Here is an 18,739-nt window from a genome sequence, read left to right as displayed (position 1 = left end):
CTTATATATATTATAATAAAACGTATATTTTAGCAATGCATATTTGATGGAAATGTGGAAAAAAAAGTTATCCCCAATTTTTATGTGGATTAGTGTGGATAAGAGTGTATAAGGCCATTGTGGTTACCATAAAACGACATTATCTGATTGAAATCCACAAAAATGTGTGTATAATTTTATACACTGTCGAAAAGGCGTAAATAAGAGATTTTTATTTAGATATGTGTAAAAAGAGAGGGGAAAAAGTGGATAGATTTAGGATTATTCCACAAGTTATCCACAAGTTATCCACAAATTGTGGATAATGTTACGTAAACCACAATAATAATCCACAATACCCGAAAAAAAAGAGATAAATCTTTGGTGAAATAGTACTTGACGAATCAGCCCTTTATGAATATAATTGAAATGATGTTCTAATAAGTAAAATTTAACATGGAAAATAGATAAAGGAGGTGCTTTACCTATGAAAATGACATTTCAGCCGAAAAAAAGATCTAGAGCGAAAGTCCATGGTTTCAGAGCTCGTATGAGCACAAAGGGCGGACGTAAAGTATTAGCTGCAAGAAGATTAAAAGGAAGAAAGCATTTATCAGCTTAAGAATAAGACCGCAGTTATGTGGTCTTTTCTTCTCTTAAAATTCTCTTTATTCAGGAGAGACATTTATGAAGGAGGATTCTAATGTATAAATCAGAGTCCTTAAAAAAGAATCAAGATTTTCAAAAAGTATACAGAAATGGAACATCAAAAGGAAATCGGTATCTGGTGATGTACGTACTGAAAAATCAGTACATGAAGAATCGTCTGGGAATATCAGTAAGTAAAAAAGTAGGGAATAGTGTGGTTCGCCACAGAGTCACCAGGTTGATCAGAGAGAGCTATCGATTACATGAAATGGAATTTGAAACTGGTCTGGATATTGTAGTGGTGGCACGTCCCCAGGCTAAGGACCGTACCTATCAGGAGATAGAGAGCGCCCTTATGCATCTGGCAGACAAACATGCCATAGCAGGTAAGAACAATGATAAAGAAATTTCTGATTAAGCTTATAAAACTCTATCAAAAATATTTATCACCGATGAAGAGAACGAAATGTCCTTATATTCCCACATGTTCTCAATATGGTTTAGAAGCAATTGAAAAATATGGTGCGTTGAAGGGCGGCCTTCTGGCTGTATGGAGGATACTTCGATGTAATCCTTTTTCCCATGGAGGCTATGACCCTGTACCGTAAAGACAGGAATGTACTTGAAAATTGAATATTGAATTGATCGAGAAGGAACCTCCTGTCAGTTATGGATTCTAGGAGGAAATGAACTTGGAAATGATTTTAGCGACAAAGAGCAGCACTCCTATTATCGGTCAGCTTGCGACCGTCATGGGATGGATCATGGATGGTATCTACAGACTGCTGAACGTATTCGGAATTCAGAATGTCGGTCTGTGTATCATCATCTTCAGTATCCTTATTTATGCTCTTATGACCCCACTGCAGATCAAACAGCAGAAGTTTTCTAAGCTGAGTGCGATCATGCAGCCGGAACTTCAGAAGATTCAGAAGAAGTATAAGGGAAAGAACGATCAGGCGTCCATGCAGAAAATGCAGGAAGAGACACAGGCTGTATACCAGAAATACGGCGTATCTCCTACAGGAAGCTGCGTACAGCTTGCAATTCAGTTCCCGATCCTGATGGCATTATATCAGGTTATCTATAAAATTCCGGCATATGTAGGAAGTGTAAAAGATATCCTTGCATCTGCAGTTACCAACATTACAGGTGTAAACGGATACACAGAAATCCTGCAGCAGTTTATCACGGATAATAAGATGGCCAGAGTTCAGCTTGTTATGGATGGAAGTAATGCTACCAGCAATTCTGTAACAGATTTTTTATATGCTTTATCACCTTCCCAGTGGAAGACTCTTGCAGAGACAAGCCAGTTCTCCGGATTTGCCGATACACTGAACAGCACTGCGAAAGAAATTTCCCATGTACAGAACTTCTTTGGACTGAACATCGCTGATCAGCCACTGACTTATATCAAGGCTGCTTTTGTGGGTGGATCTATTCTTATTGCGATCGTTGCAATCCTGATCCCGATCCTGGCATGGGCTACGCAGATGATCAACTTAAAGCTGATGCCTTCGGCAGCACAGCAGGGCGGAGATGCACAGCAGGATGCGATGATGAACTCCATGAAGACCATGAATATGGTAATGCCGCTGATGTCAGCTGTATTCTGTTTCACTTTCCCGGTAGGTCTTGGTATTTACTGGGTTGCCAGTGCTGCAGTAAGAAGTGTACAGCAGCTCATCATCAATAAGCATATGAATAAGATCCAGATCGAGGACCTGATCAGTGAGAATATGAAGAAAATGGAAAAGAAACGTGAAAAAGCGGGACTTCCACCTCAGAAGATCACCAATCAGGCTCATCAGAGTGTAAAGAATATCAATAAGATCGAAAAGGGCAGCAGTAATACTGATGCTCAGACAAGAGCGAAGAAAGTCGAAGAATCTTACAAAAATGCATCCAATGCGAAACCTGGCAGCATCACTGCGAAAGCCAATATGGTAAAAGCATTTGATGAGCGTAATAAGAAGAAGTAGTCAGGAACGGAGGGGTTGGCATGGAGGATTATATCCAGTTTTCAGCGAAAACAAAGAGTGAAGCAATTACAAAAGCATGTATCGAGCTTGGCGTATCCAGTGACCAGCTTGAGATTCAGGTAATAAGTGAAGGCAGCAACGGATTCTTCGGAATCGGCAGCAAGCCTGCAGTAATTAAAGTAAGTAAAGTTGAACCGGTTTCTGAAGAAGAAGAGATGAAGGAAATCGTTGAAACTGTAAAACTTGATTCCATCAAAGAGGAAAAGACTTTCAAAGAAGAAATTTCTGCTATGGAAGAAAGAAAACCGGAGCCGGTAAAAGTCGCTGCACCGAAGAAAGAAGCAAGAGAACAGAAGGCATCTTTACCAAAGCAGGAAAAAGCCAGACAGCTGAAACCTGCCAAAGAAAGACCAACCAGAGAAAAACAGCCGAGAGAGCCGAAACAGGCAGCTGAAAAGCCTGTAAAGGCAGGCAAACCTATCGAGATCATTACAGATCCTGCCGAGATCAAAGAAGTAGAAGAAAGAGCAAGGGTATTCCTTCATGATGTATTCGCTTCCATGAATCTGGGCGAGGTGGAGATCACATCTGAGTATAATACCACAGATGGAAGTCTTGAAGTAGATTTCGAAGGACAGGATATGGGTATCCTCATTGGAAAAAGAGGACAGACTCTTGACTCTCTTCAGTACCTGACAAGTCTTGTGGTAAACAAAGGAAAGTCCAATTACATCCGTGTAAAACTTGATACAGAGGACTATCGTAAACGCCGTAAAGAGACTCTTGAAAACCTTGCAAGAGGCATCGCTTATAAAGTAAAGAAAACAAGAAAAACAGTTGTACTGGAGCCGATGAATCCTTATGAGAGAAGAATCATTCATTCTGCTCTCCAGGGAAACAAATTCGTCGAGACAGTCAGCGAAGGTGAAGAGCCTTACCGCCATGTAGTGGTTAAATTAAAAAGAAATTAATAAAAGAACCGTCTGACTGGCGGAATTGAAAAAAGAATGTTATTCTAGGTGAAAGCGTGAATAACACGTGAATTGACGTGTAGACTTTTGCCTGGAGTAACATTTTTTGTATTATAGAACGATTACCCGATGTGTAATGTTTCTCTAATGCAAAAAATGTTGCATTCGTAAGAATATGTGGAGGAAAAACAGATGGAAACAACGATAGCAGCTATTTCCACAGCCATGAGCGCTTCCGGGATCGGAATCGTCCGTATCAGCGGTGAGAATGCCATGGATGTGATTTCCCGCATTTACAGATCCAAAGGCGGGAAGAAAAAAATAAAAGAAGTACCCAGCCATACGATCCACTATGGATATATTTATAACGGAGAAGAACTGGTAGACGAGGTGCTGGTGATGATCATGCGGGCACCCAGGACTTTTACCGGGGAAGATACAGTAGAGATCGACTGCCACGGTGGTGTATATGCGATGAAAAGGGTACTGGAAACAGTATTAAAAAACGGTGCGGAGATCGCAGGACCAGGAGAATTTACCAAGAGGGCATTTCTCAACGGGCGCCTGGATCTTTCCCAGGCAGAGGCCGTTATGGACGTAATACAGGCGAAGAATGACTATGCGCTGAAAAGTTCCATGGAACAGCTCAGAGGCTCTGTACAGAAGGCGATACGGGACATCAGGGAAAAGCTGATCTACCATATTGCATATATTGAGTCTGCGTTGGATGATCCGGAACATATCAGTCTGGACGGATATCCCCAGGAGCTTCTGGAAGTTGTGGATAAAGAGCAGCAGGAAGTAAAGAGACTGTTGAAAAGTTCCTCAGATGGAAAGATTATTCAGGAAGGGATCCAGACAGTCATCCTGGGAAAACCTAATGCCGGAAAATCCTCCCTTCTGAACCTTCTGCTGGGAGAAAACCGCGCGATTGTAACGGATATCGCCGGAACTACCAGGGATATTCTGGAGGAATATATCACTCTTCACGGAATTACCCTGAAGATCACAGATACAGCTGGAATCCGTGAGACAGAAGATATCGTAGAGAAGATCGGTGTGGATAAAGCCAGGGAGATGGCGCAGAAAGCGGATTTGATCCTTTATGTGGTAGATTCTTCTGTGCCGCTGGATGAGAATGACGAAGAAATTATGTCCATGCTGGGTGGAAAAAAGGCAATTATCCTGTATAATAAGACTGACCTGACACCGGTGATACCTCTTGAAGAATTAAGGGAAAAGACCGGACATCCGGTAATCCCTATTTCAGCCAAAGAAGAGACCGGGATCATGGAACTGGAAGATAAAGTAAAAGAAATGTTTTTTGGTGGAGAGCTTTCTTTTAATGATGAAGTTTACATTACCAACGCACGTCATAAAGCAGCTCTGGAAGAGGCTGATAAAAGCCTTGATCTGGTCAGAAACAGTATTGAAATGGGAATGCCTGAGGATTTCTTTTCCATAGATCTGATGAATGCGTATGAAAACCTGGGAAAGATTCTGGGAGAATCTGTAGGGGAAGACCTTGTAAATGAAATATTCAGCAAGTTCTGTATGGGTAAATAAGACATTACTGAGTAATAGATTGTACAGTAAAACAGAGGAGACAAAATGAAAAATTTAGTAGAAAATTATGATATTGTGGTAGTCGGTGCCGGCCATGCAGGCTGTGAAGCAGCTCTTGCGGGTGCACGTCTGGGACTGAGTACGATCATGTTTACTGTCAGTGTAGACAGTATTGCATTGATGCCATGTAATCCAAATGTTGGTGGAAGTTCCAAGGGACATCTGGTAAGAGAGCTGGATGCCCTGGGCGGTGAAATGGGAAAAAATATTGATAAGACTTTTATTCAGTCAAAGATGCTCAACTGTTCCAAAGGTCCTGCAGTACATTCCCTTCGTGCCCAGGCAGATAAACAAGCTTACAGTACCGAGATGCGTAAAACACTGGAAAACACCCCAAACCTCACTATTAAACAGGGAGAAGTAACGAAACTTCTGGTTGAAGAAGGCAGGATCACAGGGGTAAAAACCTATTCCGGTGCTGTCTACAATTGTAAAGCTGTAGTTCTCTGTACAGGAACTTACCTGAAAGCAAGATGTATTTACGGTGATGTAAGCAATTATACCGGCCCTAATGGACTTCAGGCAGCTAATTACCTTACAGATTCCCTGAAAGAGCTTGGAATAGAGATGTTCCGCTTCAAAACAGGAACTCCGGCCCGTATTGCAGGAAATACCATTGATTACAGTAAGATGGAAGAACAGTTTGGCGATGAGAGAGTAGTACCGTTTTCTTTCTCAACAAATCCGGAAGACGTCCAGATCGAGCAGAAATCCTGCTGGCTGACTTATACAAATGAGAAAACTCATGAAATTATACGCGCAAATCTTGACAGATCTCCATTATATTCCGGTATGATCGAAGGAACAGGCCCTCGTTACTGCCCGTCTATTGAGGATAAAGTAGTTCGTTTTGCAGACAAAAACCGTCATCAGGTGTTCATTGAACCAGAAGGACTTTATACAAACGAAATGTATATTGGAGGAATGTCAAGTTCATTACCGGAAGATGTTCAGGAAGAAATGTACCATTCAGTACCGGGACTTGAACATGCTAAAATTGTAAAGAATGCATATGCTATTGAATATGATTGCATTAATCCAAGACAGCTTTATCCTACATTGGAGTTCAAAAAAATAAAAGGTCTGTTCAGCGGAGGACAGTTCAACGGAAGTTCAGGATACGAAGAAGCAGCAGCACAGGGACTGATCGCCGGTATCAATGCGGCCATGGAAGTAAAAGGACAGGAACAGCTGATCCTGGATCGTTCAGAAGCATATATCGGTGTCCTGATTGATGATCTGGTAACCAAGGAAAACCATGAACCATATCGAATGATGACCAGCCGTGCAGAATACAGACTGCTTCTGCGTCAGGATAATGCAGATTTAAGACTTCGTAAAAAGGGTTATCAGGTAGGCCTGGTCAGTGAAGAAGACTATCAGAAGATCCTTACCAAAGAGAAGCTTATACAGCAGGAAATCCAGAGAGTAGAACATACAAATATCGGTAATACCAGTGAGGTTCAGAGCCTTCTGGAAAGCTATAACAGCACACCTCTGAAGTCAGGAACAAGCCTTGCAGAGCTGATCCGCCGCCCGGAGCTTTCGTATGAAGCGATTGCACCACTGGACAAAGAACGTCCGGAACTTCCATGGGATGTACAGGAACAGGTAGACATCAATATCAAATATGAAGGCTATATCCGCAGACAGTTAAAGCAGGTAGAACAGTTTAAGAAACTGGAAGCAAAGAAGATACCGGCAGATCTGGATTATGAAAAAGTAGGCAGCCTCCGCATAGAAGCTCGCCAGAAACTGGAAGAATACCGCCCGATCTCCATTGGACAGGCATCACGAATTTCTGGTGTATCACCGGCAGATATTTCTGTACTTCTGGTTTATCTTGCAAGCGCAAGATAAACCGGAAAACAGTTGGAAAAGAAGATGCGAATTGAACTAAAAACCACATAAGAAAGAATAAAATACATGTCGTGGATGCATAGAATAAACATAAATAATATCGAACTTTAACAAAAGTAAAAAAGAATCAAAGAACTGAATATTGAACTTTAAACAAAACAAAGAGAAATAAAAAGTACAGTAAATAAATGTTGCGTGTACAATTAATGACACAATAAAACAAATAAATACAATAAAATGATTGATCCGACAAAAGGAGAAAATGAACTATGTTATACGATCTGACTATACTGGAAAATGGATGTGCAGAGCTTGGAATTGAACTTACACAGCAGCAGAAAGATCAGTATATACAGTATTATGAATATCTGATAGAAAAGAATAAAGTGATGAACCTTACAGGGATTACAGAATTTCAGGAAGTATTAACGAAACACTTTCTGGACAGTCTGTCCTGCGTAAAAGCAGTAGATATGACGAAGGTAAAAACAATCATAGATATCGGAACAGGAGCAGGATTCCCGGGAATTCCGTTAAAGATAGCATTTCCGCATCTTGAAGCCTGCCTTCTGGATTCCCTGAAGAAAAGAGTAAATTTCCTGGAAGAAACCTTCACCCTGCTTGGCTTCACAAACATCAAAGCAATCCACGGCAGAGCCGAAGAGTACGCCAGAAACAAAGAATATCGTGAGAAGTACGATCTCTGCGTATCCAGAGCAGTATCCAACCTGGCAACCTTGTCAGAATACTGCCTCCCATATGTAAAAACCGGAGGAACCTTCATTTCCTACAAATCCGGAACCGTCCAGGAAGAAGCCGATCAGGCCCAGAAAGCAATAAAGATCCTGGGAGGAAAACTAACCTCAATCACCTACTTCGACCTCCCCGACTCCGAAATCTCCCGCTCCCTGGTAACCATAACCAAACAAACCCCCACCCCCAAACCCTACCCCCGCAAAGCCGGAACCCCGTTGAAAACCCCACTGGGACAATAAAATTTTACCTCAATTAAATAATTATTACATTAAAATATGCTAGAATTGCAAGCACTGCAAAACAACACTTGCAATTCTGGCATATTAAATCAGGCAGAGTACAACACAACATTACTTCCATTTTAATAACACTAATAATAAGAAAATAACAATTTTCCTTCCACCAGGAGCGAGGCGGGCTCCGTCCCTCTCTCCTCTGCGTTCCTATTCTATCCACCTCCCACACACAAACATCACAAAATAATCACACTTTTATCCTAATTTCATCACAACTTCATCATAAACTCATATATATAGAGATGCCCCTGGGTTCCCCCCCCATTCTCTGTTTCACCTGAGGGCATTTTCTATATCTATATAAAGGAGGAGAGCACATTGATTGAAGTAAACAATCTGGTCAAACGATATGGCGACCATACGGCAGTTGACCATCTTTCTTTTAAAATAGAGAAAGGCAAGATCTATGGATTCCTCGGTCCCAATGGAGCAGGAAAATCCACCACTATGAACATGATAACAGGATATATCGCATCCACAGAAGGAACAGTAAAGATAGATGGACACGACATCCTCGAAGAGCCTGAAGAGGCCAAAAAATGCATAGGATACCTGCCGGAGCAGCCGCCACTCTATTTTGATATGACCGTTCTGGAATATATGAAATTCGTGGCTGATCTGAAGAAAATTCCAAAAGATAAAAAAGCAAATATGATCGAAGAAGTCATGGAAATGGTAAAGATTTCTGATATGAGAAACAGGCTGATCAAAAATCTTTCCAAAGGTTACCGTCAGAGAGTGGGACTGGCAGAAGCGGTCATGGGTTATCCGGAAGTTATTATTCTGGATGAACCAACAGTAGGACTTGACCCGAAACAGATCATAGAGATCAGAACCCTGATCAAAAATCTGAAAAAAAAGCATACCGTAATCTTAAGTTCACATATATTATCTGAAGTAAGTGCAGTATGTGATTACGTACTGATCATTTCCCATGGAAAACTTGTAGCAAGCGATACACCGGAAAACCTGGGCAAACTTGCGGAAGGCTCCAATACACTGGAGATGCTTGTAAAGGGTGCTGAAAAGCCGATTAAAGAAGCTCTGGAAGGTATTGAAGGAATTAACAGTGTTTCCCTTGAACATGATGATAAACAGAATCTCTGGAGCGTAAAAGTAACAACTGAAGAGCAGAACGATGTCAGGGAAAAAGTATTTTATAAGATGGCAGAGATTAACTGCCCAATCTATGAAATGAAATCCAAGAAAGTATCCCTGGAAGAAATCTTCCTCGAACTGACTGCATCTGATCAGTCTGTAGCTGTGAAAACAGAAAATGAAAAGACAGACAATGAAACGCAGACTCAGAAAGAATCGGAAACAGAAGAGGACAAAGATGAAGGGGGAAAAGAATCATGACAGCGATTTATAAACGAGAGCTGAAAAGTTACCTGACCTCTATGGTAGGTTACCTGTTCATATTTTTCGTACTTGTACTGACAGGTATTTATTTTTCGGCATATCAGCTCTCAGCAGCATATCCGAAATTTGAAACAACATTAAGCGCAGTAACTTTTGTGTTTCTGATCGGAGTTCCGATCCTGACTATGCGTGTACTTGCAGAAGAGAGAAAACAGAAAACAGATCAGCTGCTTTTGACAGCACCGGTATCTGTAGGAAATATTGTAACAGGTAAATATCTGGCACTGGTAACAGTATATGCCATTCCAATCCTGGTTTTATGCACCTATCCACTGATCATGTCTAAATTCGGAACTGTGGATTTCGGTACTGCATATACAGCAATCCTGGGATTTTTCCTTCTGGGATGTGCGAATATTGCCATCGGCTTATTTATGTCTGCGCTGACAGAAAGCCAGGTGATCGCAGCAGTACTTACCTTTGTTCTGCTGTTTGCATTTTATATGATGAACGGTATTTCATCATTTTTCTCCAAAACATCCATGTCCACATGTGTTACCTTCGGACTTCTGATCCTGGCAGCGGCGATCATTGTTTATACAATGATCAAGAATGTGCTGATCTCAGCAGCGGTCGGTGTGATCGGAGAGGTGATACTTGTTATTGTATACCTTTTAAAAAGCAGCATTTTCGAAGGCGGAATCCAGAAGGTATTGGATATATTTAACCTCAGTGGACATTTTGATAATTTTACAAATAATATTTTCGATATCAAAGGTATCGTATATTTTCTTTCAGTGATTGCAGTCTGCTTATTCCTTACAATGCAGTCTATCTTGAAGAGACGTTGGAACTAGGGAGGTGAAAAAGATGAAACTGAAAGAAAAATTAAAAAAAGAAAATCATAATAAAACAGACAGGAAGAAACTGACTGAGATCAGCAAAAAACATATTAAAAACGGATCCTATGCAATGGTGATGTCTGTGATCTTTATTGCGGTTGTTATTGTTATAAACATGATCGTCAGCACAATTCCTTCCAAGTATTCAGAAATAGATGTCAGTAGCCAGAAACTGTACAGCATCGGTGATGAAACAAAGAAAATGCTGAAAGATCTGGACAAAGACGTAACCATCTATCAGATCGCACAGAGCGGATCCGAAGATGAAAAGATTACCAATCTTCTGAAAAAATACGAAGATGAATCCAAACATATTAAAGTAGAACAGAAGGATCCGGTAGTAAATCCTAAATTTGTATCAGAGTATACAAGTGATAATCTGTCTTCCAACAGTCTTATTGTAGTCTGCGGAGATAGAAATAAAGTAATTGATTACAATAATATTTATGAAAGCAGTATGGATTACCAGACCTACAGCTATCAGACTACAGGATTTGATGGCGAAGGTCAGATTACCAGTGCAATCGGATATGTAACATCTGAAGATCTCCCGATTTTATATACATTGGAGGGACACGGAGAGAAAGACATGGATTCCTCTATCAAAGAGGATATCGAAAAAGCAAATATGGACATTAAATCTCTGAATCTTCTCACAGAGGGAAGTGTTCCGGATGATGCGGACTGTCTCTTTATTGATTCTCCGTCCACAGATATTTCTGAGGATGAAAAGAATGCCATTATTACTTATCTTGAAAATGGTGGAAAAGCAATGATCTTCTCTGATTACATCACAGAGGATCTGCCGAACTTTGATGCTGTTCTGGCAAACTATGGCGTAGAAAGAGCAGAGGGTATTGTGTTCGAAGGAGATAATCAGCACTTTGCAATGCAGATGCCGTATTATCTGGTTCCAACGATCAACAGCACAGATGCAAGTTCTGAAACTGCATCCGGCGGATATTATGTACTGGCACCGTATGCACAGGGAATCCAGAAATCTGATGATGTACGTGACACAGTTACGATCAACAGCATTCTGACTACATCCGATAAAGCGTATTCCAAGACCGACTTAAACAGCGGCACAATGGAAAAAGAAGATGGCGACACAGACGGACCGTTTGATCTGGGTGTTAGCATTACAGAGAGCCTGGATGATGGCAAAGAAACTCAGATTGTTTATTATTCAACTTCTAACCTGATGGAATCACAGGTCAATCAGATGGTATCCGGAGGTAATGAGAAGCTTATCGTTGAATCTTTGAAGTGGATGACAGACACAGATGACAGTGCAACAGTATCTATTCCATCCAAGAGCCTGTCAGTATCTTACCTGACTATTACAGACTATGATGCAGCATTCTGGAAGATCTGCACAATTGCTTTGATCCCTGGAATCTTCCTGGTTATCGGATTTGTAGTCTGGATGAAGAGAAGAAAGGCTTAGAAGAGGAGAAGACTTGAATGAAGAATAAAACTGTAAAAATGGTCATTGCAGTTGCAGTTTTAGTTGTTTGCTGTGGGGCTTACGCAGGCGTAAAAACCTACGTAGCCAAACAGGAACAAAAGGAATCTGAAGAAGAAACAGAGGAAAAGACTACTGTTTTCTCTGCATCTGCAGATGACATCCAGTCACTGGATTTCATGATTGATAAAAACGAAACTACATTCGAAAAAGATAATGATCAGTGGATCAAGAAAGATGAAAAAGAGTTTCCTGTAAATCAGACAACTCTGGATGATGCGGCTTCTTCTGTGGCATCTATTGAATCAGACAGAGTGCTGAGTGATGTGGAAGATCTGGAAGAATATGGACTGGATACACCATCCAATACACTTAAAATCGTTACAAAGGATTCCGGGGATGACAGCAGCGAAGACAGCGCAGATGATTCGGCAAAGACAGTAACTACTACATTGTATGTAGGAGATGAAAATTCATCAACCAGCCAGTATTATGTGTATAAAGACGATGATAAAACTACTGTATATATGGTAGATGCATCCAGTATCGAACCATTTACGAAGGATCTTTATGACTATGCGCAGGGAGAAGATTTTCCGGCAATCTCCAACACAGACGATATCAATAAGATTTATGTATCAGGGGAGAATTCATATGAACTGGTAAAGAATGACGATAACAGTCTGTGGACCATACAGGGTGCGGGAGATGAAAAAGAGAAAACAGATTCAGCTACAGTAAGCTCTCTGGTTTCGTCCTTTGGAAGCATGGCATATAATTCTTTTGTAAATTACAAATGTGATGATAAGAGTGAGTATGGTCTGGATGATCCGTATGCTGTGATCACAGTAGATTATCAGGAAGAAGTAGAAAATGATTCAGAAGACTCTGATGACACAGACAATACAGAAGATACCAGTAGTTCTACAGAAGAAAACAGCACTGACACATCAGAGAGTGATGATACAGATACTGCAGATGGGGATACCACAGAGACAACTGATTCAGATACATCAGACGCAGACAGCACAGATGACACTGAAGATGAGAAAACAATGGTGGACAAACAGCTGGTGATCACTGTAGGAAAAGAAGCAGATGACAGCAACAGATATATCATGGTGAATGACAGTGATCAGGTATATACTATGTCTGTAGATACATTATCTGCATTTACAGATAAAGCGGAAGAAGACTTCTGGGATATGACAGTCAGCTATGTATCCATTAACAATCTGTCAGAAATGAAAGTGACTTATCAGGGAAACGAATATAAGGTCAATGTTTCACGTGAAACATCTACAGACGATGATGGCAATGAGACAGAAACTGTAACTTATAAGCTGAATGGAAAAGAACTGGAATCATCAGATCTTACTCCGTTCTATAATAAACTTGCCAATATGACAGCTCAGAAGAGACTGACTGAAGAGTATACTCCGGAGAACGATCCGGAAATGACTGTTACACTTAAAGAAGAGGATGGAGATTCTCTGGAAGTTTCTTACTACAGTTATGATACAAATTATTATGCAGCAGTAGTAGGAGAAAAGGTTTATCTGGTTAACAAAATGAATGTGAAAGAATTGTTTACTACATTTGAAACCATGACCGGCAATGAGACTGAAACAGATAATGCAGAAGATGCATCAGAAGCAAGTAAGGATTTATCAACAGATGACACAGAAGATTCAGATTCTACAGCAGACAGCACTGAGACACAGACTACGGATCCTGAAGAAAACTAATGATCTGAAAAGTGAATGAGGTAACCTTAAAAAGCCTCCAATGTTTCCATAAATGACAGGAAACATTGGGGGCTTTGTGTTGACTTGATTTTCGGTTTAGAAAAAAATCTTAACCTGTTCAAGAAATGCATCAGGTTTTTCTACATGAGGAATATGTTTGGTTTCGGCAATTACAGATGTTTCAATAGCAGGATTAAGAGCAGAATACTCATTTACAATAAATCCGCCGTTTGGTTCTGATTCGCCTTCTACAATATAAATACTGTTGTCCAGAGATTTTACAGCATGAGAAATATTGATGCTCATGTATTTAGAAATCATGCTGGAATATAAATATTTAGCGTAGTATCCGCCTTTGTGTGCGCTTTCATAATAAGCATCAGTTATAACTGTATCTACATGGAATGGATTATAATACATCTTTTCGATAAACATATTATTTACATTCTCGCGGGAGATGATCATATGGTATACCAGAGTTCCGAAAACGGGTATTTCCAGAGCGAATTTAAGCAGGCGGTCTTTTCTGGATGGCATTTGTTTCAAACGGGTTAGGCTTGGTGGATTTACAAGCATGATCTTGTTAAAAAGTTCTTTCTCATTATGGCAGGCCATAACTACGAAAGAACCGGAGAGCCCGCTTGCGATCACATCTGTTTTCTGTCCGATCACTTTACGGATAAAATCGCAGATCATTTGAACATATACGAAGTTTGTGTATGTGATACCTGGCTTTTCGGAGCGTCCGCATCCCAGAAGATCAATGGTGTACACTGTATAATCGGCAGCCAGAGAATCTTCAATTCTGTTCCACTCATAACCGGATGCTCCCGGCATTACATCATGGATTAATAATACGGGAGATCCACTGCCCTTCTTTGTATAATTGATATTTCCAAAACGCCATTCAAAAGTTCGGCTGTCTGCAAGACCTAATAATTGTTTTAACTGTGCAGTAGCAGCAATAGTACGGTTGATAAAGTGAACGACGACAGTAGCAGTAGTCATAAGAGCAGCAAAGGTGAATATTTTGTGCTTATGTTTATTCATTTCATGCCTCCTTTGGATGAATTTTCAGAACATCCTTCATAAAGAATATGATAAACTTATTATACGCCAAGAAAAAGCAATTTACAAGAAAATATAAGTACTACAAATAATAATAAAATACCGTAAAATAAACTGTTATATATAAAACGCTGCTATGTAAGTTGATTTGTTATCATATCATAATACACAATATTATCACTAAAAATTAATTGAATTTTTATGTTTCACGTGAAACATTATGTGGCATGTTAATAATAAAAGTGTTATAATGTATCTGCAATATTGTCAATATATAAAACAAAACGAAAACCTCATGAAGGAGGAATGAAGTTGGGAAGAATTATAGCAGTCGCCAACCAGAAAGGTGGAGTAGGTAAATCTACAACTGCGATCAATCTTTCAGCCTGCCTTGCAGAAAAAGGTAAAAAAGTCCTTACTATTGACATTGATCCACAGGGAAACACTACCAGTGGACTTGGAGTGGACAAAAATGCAGCAGAAAATACACTGTATGAATTGCTGTTAGGTGAAGCAGAGACAAAAGATACGATTGTAAAGAATGTTGTAGAAAATCTGGATCTGATTCCATCTAATATTAATCTTTCCGGTGCAGAAATCGAATTGATAGGAATTGACAACAAAGAATTTATTTTAAAGGGGATCACGGACAAGCTCAGACGCAGATATGATTATATTATTCTGGACTGTCCACCATCTTTAAATATGCTGACGATCAATGCATTGACAGCAGCTACATCTGTATTAGTTCCGATTCAGTGTGAATATTATGCACTGGAAGGTCTTTCACAGCTTATCCACACGATAGACCTGGTCAAAGAACGCCTGAATAAGCGCCTGAAAATGGAAGGCGTTGTATTTACAATGTACGATGCCAGAACCAATCTGTCACTACAGGTGGTAGAAAATGTGAAAGAGAATCTGAACCAGAATATTTACAAAACAATTATCCCAAGAAATGTCAGACTGGCAGAAGCTCCGAGTTACGGACAGCCGATCACTCTTTATGATCCCCGATCATCAGGAGCGGAGAGTTACAGACTTCTGGCTGAAGAAGTGATCAACAGGGAGGATGATTGATGGCAGGAAGAAAAAACGGTCTTGGCAGAGGCTTAGATGCATTATTTCCGGATAAGAAAACTGCCAGTAAAGAAAATGAAGTAAAATTTACTGCAAAGGTTGAAAAAAAGACAGAACCTGCAGTAAAAGTGAAAAATGTAAAAGAGAGAACAGAAACTCCCAGACAGAAAAAAGTACCAATGATGGTAAAAATATCAATGGTAGAACCAAATCAGAATCAGCCGCGGAAACAGTTTGATGAAGATGCACTTCTGGAACTAACAGAGTCCGTTAAACAGTATGGAATTCTCCAACCTTTACTAGTGTCCGAAAAAAAGGACTATTATGAGATTATAGCAGGAGAGAGACGCTGGAGAGCAGCTAAACTTGCAGGGTTAAAAGAAGTTCCTGTTATTGTTAAGGAGTTTTCGGAGCAGGAACTGGTAGAAATTTCCCTGATTGAGAATATTCAGCGGGAAGATCTGAATGCAGTTGAAGAAGCGATGGCTTATAAACGCCTGATGGATGAATTTCATCTGAAACAGGATGAAATCGCTGACAGAGTAGGAAAAAGCCGTACGGCAGTTACGAACTCCATGCGATTACTGAAACTGAGTGCAAAAGTACAGCAGATGCTGATTGATGAAATGATTACAGCCGGTCATGCAAGAGCAATCCTTGCTGTTTCTGATATGGAAAAACAGGAAAGCCTTGCAATGCGTGTGTTTGATGAGAAATTAAGCGTTCGTGAGACAGAGAAGCTTGTAAAAGCAGTTCTGGCGCCGCCAAAAGAGAAGAAATCACATTCATATTCTGCAGAAGATGCCGCATATGAGAATCTGGAAGAAAAAATGAAGAGTATCATGGGAACAAAAGTTCTGATCCATAGAAAGAAAAATGATAAAGGAAAAATAGAGATTGAATATTATTCCAGGGATGAACTTGAAAGAATTATTGACTTGTTTGAATCCATTCATAATTAAGGAGTGATGGCTGTATGAGTGGTATTTTTGAAAACCTGGGTATTGATTCAGGAATTATAATCATTATATTACTGATCCTCGTTGTTTTTCTTCTGGTAAGAAGTATCAGCTACAATATGCGACTGAGCCGTCTGGAACGTAGATACAAGATATTTATGAAGGGCAGCGATGCACAGTCATTGGAAAAAGTATTTGTGCGTAAATTTGCCCAGATAGACAGGCTGTATGAAGCAAAAGAAGATCATGATCATGATATCCTTTTCCTTAAGAAAAATATGGAAAAAATGTTCAACAAATATGGTGTTGAGAAATATGATGCTTTTGACGACGTGGGAGGCAAACTCAGTTTTGCTCTTGCATTACTGGATAAGGAAAATACAGGACTGATCCTGAATGCGGTACATAGCCGTGATAACTGTTTCCTTTATCTGAAGGAAATCGTAAAAGGTGAGTCTTATGTTATGCTTAGCCAGGAGGAAGTAGAAGCTCTTCGTAAAGCTGTAAATTTCGGTCTTGGTGAAATCGAAGAATGATCAGAATGTGAATAAAAAAGTAAAAAAAGATAATAATTAAATAACTATCGTTCTTTACAGAGAATGATAAATTAACCGAGCGAGGATGATTTTGGCCCGCCCGACTAAATAAAGAAGACAAAACGGTTATTAATATCGTTGTAAATGCAGCGAACGTTAATACATAACATTAGGAGGAACGAAATGTTAGATATCAAATTTGTGAGAGAAAATCCAGAAATCGTAAAACAGAATATCCGCAATAAATTTCAGGATAATAAACTGGAATTAGTAGACAAAGTTCTGGAGCTTGACAAAGAAAACAGAGAAATCAAACAGGAAGTAGAAGCTCTTCGTGCAGAAAGAAATAAAATTTCCAAACAGATCGGTGCGCTGATGGCACAGGGTAAGAAAGAAGAAGCAGAAGAAGTAAAGAAACAGGTAGCTGCTTCCGGAAACCGTATCGAAGAACTTTCTGTAAGAGAGAAAGAAGTAGAAGAAGAACTGTTAAAAGACATGATGGTAATTCCGAATATTATCGATCCATCTGTACCGATCGGTAAAGATGACAGCGAAAATGTAGAAATTGAGAAATTCGGTGAACCGATTGTTCCTGATTTCGAAGTTCCATATCATACAGATATTATGGAAAACTTTGACGGAATTGATCTGGACAGTGCGAGACGTGTAGCTGGTAATGGATTCTATTATCTTATGGGAGACATTGCGAGACTTCATTCCGCAGTAATCTCTTATGCCCGTGACTTTATGATCAACAGAGGATTTACTTACTGTGTACCGCCATTTATGATCAGAAGCAATGTAGTAACAGGCGTTATGAGCTTCGCTGAAATGGATGCCATGATGTATAAGATCGAGGGAGAAGATTTATACCTGATCGGTACCAGTGAACATTCCATGATCGGTAAATTCATCGATCAGATCATTCCTGAAGAAGAACTTCCGAAGACACTTACAAGTTATTCTCCATGTTTCCGTAAGGAAAAGGGTGCTCATGGACTGGAAGAGAGAGGTGTATACCGTATCCATCAGTTCGAGAAACAGGAAATGATCGTTGTGTGCAGACCTGAAGAAAGCCCGATGTGGTTCGATAAATTATGGAAGAACACAGTTGATCTGTTCCGTTCTCTGGATATTCCGGTACGTACTCTGGAATGCTGCTCCGGTGACCTGGCAGACCTGAAAGTGAAATCTCTGGATGTAGAAGCATGGTCTCCTCGTCAGAAGAAATACTTCGAGGTAGGAAGCTGCTCCAACCTTGGAGATGCACAGGCACGTCGTCTGAAAATCCGTGTAAATGGCAAAGATGGAAAGAAATATCTTGCGCATACATTAAATAACACAGTAGTAGCACCTCCGAGAATGCTGATCGCGTTCCTGGAAAACAACCTGAATGCAGATGGATCTGTCAGCATCCCGAAGGCTCTGCAGCCATACATGGGTGGAATGACCAAGATTGAGAAAAAGACCCGCGCTTAATGGGAGATGAGCTTTT

17 protein-coding genes are annotated in these 18,739 nt (G+C 40.1%); 16 read left to right on the top strand and 1 reads right to left on the bottom strand.

All coding sequences use genetic code 11. From position 1 onward, the window contains the following. Positions 1-466 precede the first annotated feature (466 nt). The 12 genes from rpmH to R8695_RS17355 all read left to right on the top strand — a co-directional run bounded on the left by rpmH (position 467) and on the right by R8695_RS17355 (position 13,601). Positions 467-601, top strand: a complete 135-nt coding sequence (rpmH, locus tag R8695_RS17410) for a 50S ribosomal protein L34 (protein ID WP_008708004.1) — start codon at positions 467-469, stop codon at positions 599-601. An 81-nt stretch (positions 602-682) separates the two neighbouring features. Then, the gene (gene rnpA, locus R8695_RS17405; protein WP_118511929.1) at positions 683-1,045 is read left to right on the top strand and encodes a ribonuclease P protein component; all 363 of its coding nucleotides are present in this window, start codon (positions 683-685) and stop codon (positions 1,043-1,045) included. Then, positions 1,023-1,235, top strand: coding sequence for a membrane protein insertion efficiency factor YidD (gene yidD, locus R8695_RS17400; protein WP_154780162.1), 213 nt, complete (start codon positions 1,023-1,025; stop codon positions 1,233-1,235). Before rnpA ends, yidD begins: the two co-directional genes overlap by 23 nt. Before the next feature lie 78 nt (positions 1,236-1,313). After that, positions 1,314-2,612, top strand: coding sequence for a membrane protein insertase YidC (locus tag R8695_RS17395; protein WP_334296261.1), 1,299 nt, complete (start codon positions 1,314-1,316; stop codon positions 2,610-2,612). Between the two features lie 20 nt (positions 2,613-2,632). Continuing rightward, positions 2,633-3,583, top strand: a complete 951-nt coding sequence (jag, locus tag R8695_RS17390; RefSeq protein WP_118511931.1) for an RNA-binding cell elongation regulator Jag/EloR — start codon at positions 2,633-2,635, stop codon at positions 3,581-3,583. 192 nt (positions 3,584-3,775) lie between these two features. After that, positions 3,776-5,149, top strand: a complete 1,374-nt coding sequence (gene mnmE, locus R8695_RS17385) for a tRNA uridine-5-carboxymethylaminomethyl(34) synthesis GTPase MnmE (protein ID WP_118511933.1) — start codon at positions 3,776-3,778, stop codon at positions 5,147-5,149. A 45-nt stretch (positions 5,150-5,194) separates the two neighbouring features. Further along, positions 5,195-7,069, top strand: a complete 1,875-nt coding sequence (gene mnmG, locus R8695_RS17380; RefSeq protein ID WP_118511935.1) for a tRNA uridine-5-carboxymethylaminomethyl(34) synthesis enzyme MnmG — start codon at positions 5,195-5,197, stop codon at positions 7,067-7,069. A gap of 269 nt (positions 7,070-7,338) precedes the next feature. Beyond that, a complete protein-coding gene (rsmG, locus tag R8695_RS17375; RefSeq protein ID WP_154780161.1) occupies positions 7,339-8,064 on the top strand; it encodes a 16S rRNA (guanine(527)-N(7))-methyltransferase RsmG in 726 nt (241 codons plus the stop codon). A gap of 375 nt (positions 8,065-8,439) precedes the next feature. After that, complete coding sequence (locus tag R8695_RS17370) at positions 8,440-9,480, top strand: ABC transporter ATP-binding protein (protein ID WP_118511939.1); 1,041 nt, start codon at positions 8,440-8,442, stop codon at positions 9,478-9,480. Then, positions 9,477-10,340, top strand: a complete 864-nt coding sequence (locus tag R8695_RS17365) for an ABC transporter permease subunit (protein ID WP_118511941.1) — start codon at positions 9,477-9,479, stop codon at positions 10,338-10,340. The genes R8695_RS17370 and R8695_RS17365 overlap by 4 nt, the downstream gene beginning before the upstream one ends. Positions 10,341-10,353: 13 nt before the next feature. Continuing rightward, positions 10,354-11,835: a GldG family protein gene (locus R8695_RS17360; RefSeq protein ID WP_154780160.1), complete on the top strand. Its 1,482-nt coding sequence runs from the start codon at positions 10,354-10,356 to the stop codon at positions 11,833-11,835. Between the two features lie 17 nt (positions 11,836-11,852). Next, on the top strand, positions 11,853-13,601 hold the full coding sequence (locus tag R8695_RS17355; protein ID WP_167515463.1) for a DUF4340 domain-containing protein: 1,749 nt from the start codon (positions 11,853-11,855) through the stop codon (positions 13,599-13,601). A gap of 96 nt (positions 13,602-13,697) precedes the next feature. Here R8695_RS17355 and R8695_RS17350 read toward each other — a convergent pair whose 3' ends face one another. Next, a complete protein-coding gene (locus R8695_RS17350; protein WP_154780159.1) occupies positions 13,698-14,651 on the bottom strand; it encodes an alpha/beta fold hydrolase in 954 nt (317 codons plus the stop codon). Positions 14,652-14,981: 330 nt separating this feature from the next. On the opposite strand from R8695_RS17350, the gene R8695_RS17345 reads away from it, so the two are divergent. The 4 genes from R8695_RS17345 to serS all read left to right on the top strand — a co-directional run bounded on the left by R8695_RS17345 (position 14,982) and on the right by serS (position 18,723). Then, on the top strand, positions 14,982-15,749 hold the full coding sequence (locus R8695_RS17345; protein ID WP_118511947.1) for a ParA family protein: 768 nt from the start codon (positions 14,982-14,984) through the stop codon (positions 15,747-15,749). Continuing rightward, positions 15,749-16,711 carry a ParB/RepB/Spo0J family partition protein gene (locus tag R8695_RS17340; protein WP_154780158.1) on the top strand — a complete coding sequence of 321 codons (963 nt, stop codon included), beginning with the start codon at positions 15,749-15,751 and terminating at the stop codon, positions 16,709-16,711. Before R8695_RS17345 ends, R8695_RS17340 begins: the two co-directional genes overlap by 1 nt. Before the next feature lie 14 nt (positions 16,712-16,725). Further along, on the top strand, positions 16,726-17,244 hold the full coding sequence (locus R8695_RS17335) for a DUF4446 family protein (protein WP_118511951.1): 519 nt from the start codon (positions 16,726-16,728) through the stop codon (positions 17,242-17,244). A gap of 183 nt (positions 17,245-17,427) precedes the next feature. Further along, a complete protein-coding gene (serS, locus tag R8695_RS17330; RefSeq protein ID WP_118511953.1) occupies positions 17,428-18,723 on the top strand; it encodes a serine--tRNA ligase in 1,296 nt (431 codons plus the stop codon). Positions 18,724-18,739 lie beyond the last annotated feature (16 nt).

The sequence above is a fragment of the Blautia luti genome (genome assembly GCF_033096465.1).
Lineage (GTDB): Bacteria > Bacillota > Clostridia > Lachnospirales > Lachnospiraceae > Blautia_A > Blautia_A luti.
The sequence above is the reverse complement of the archived record's forward strand: the minus strand, read 5'-3'. Positions and strand labels throughout refer to the sequence as shown.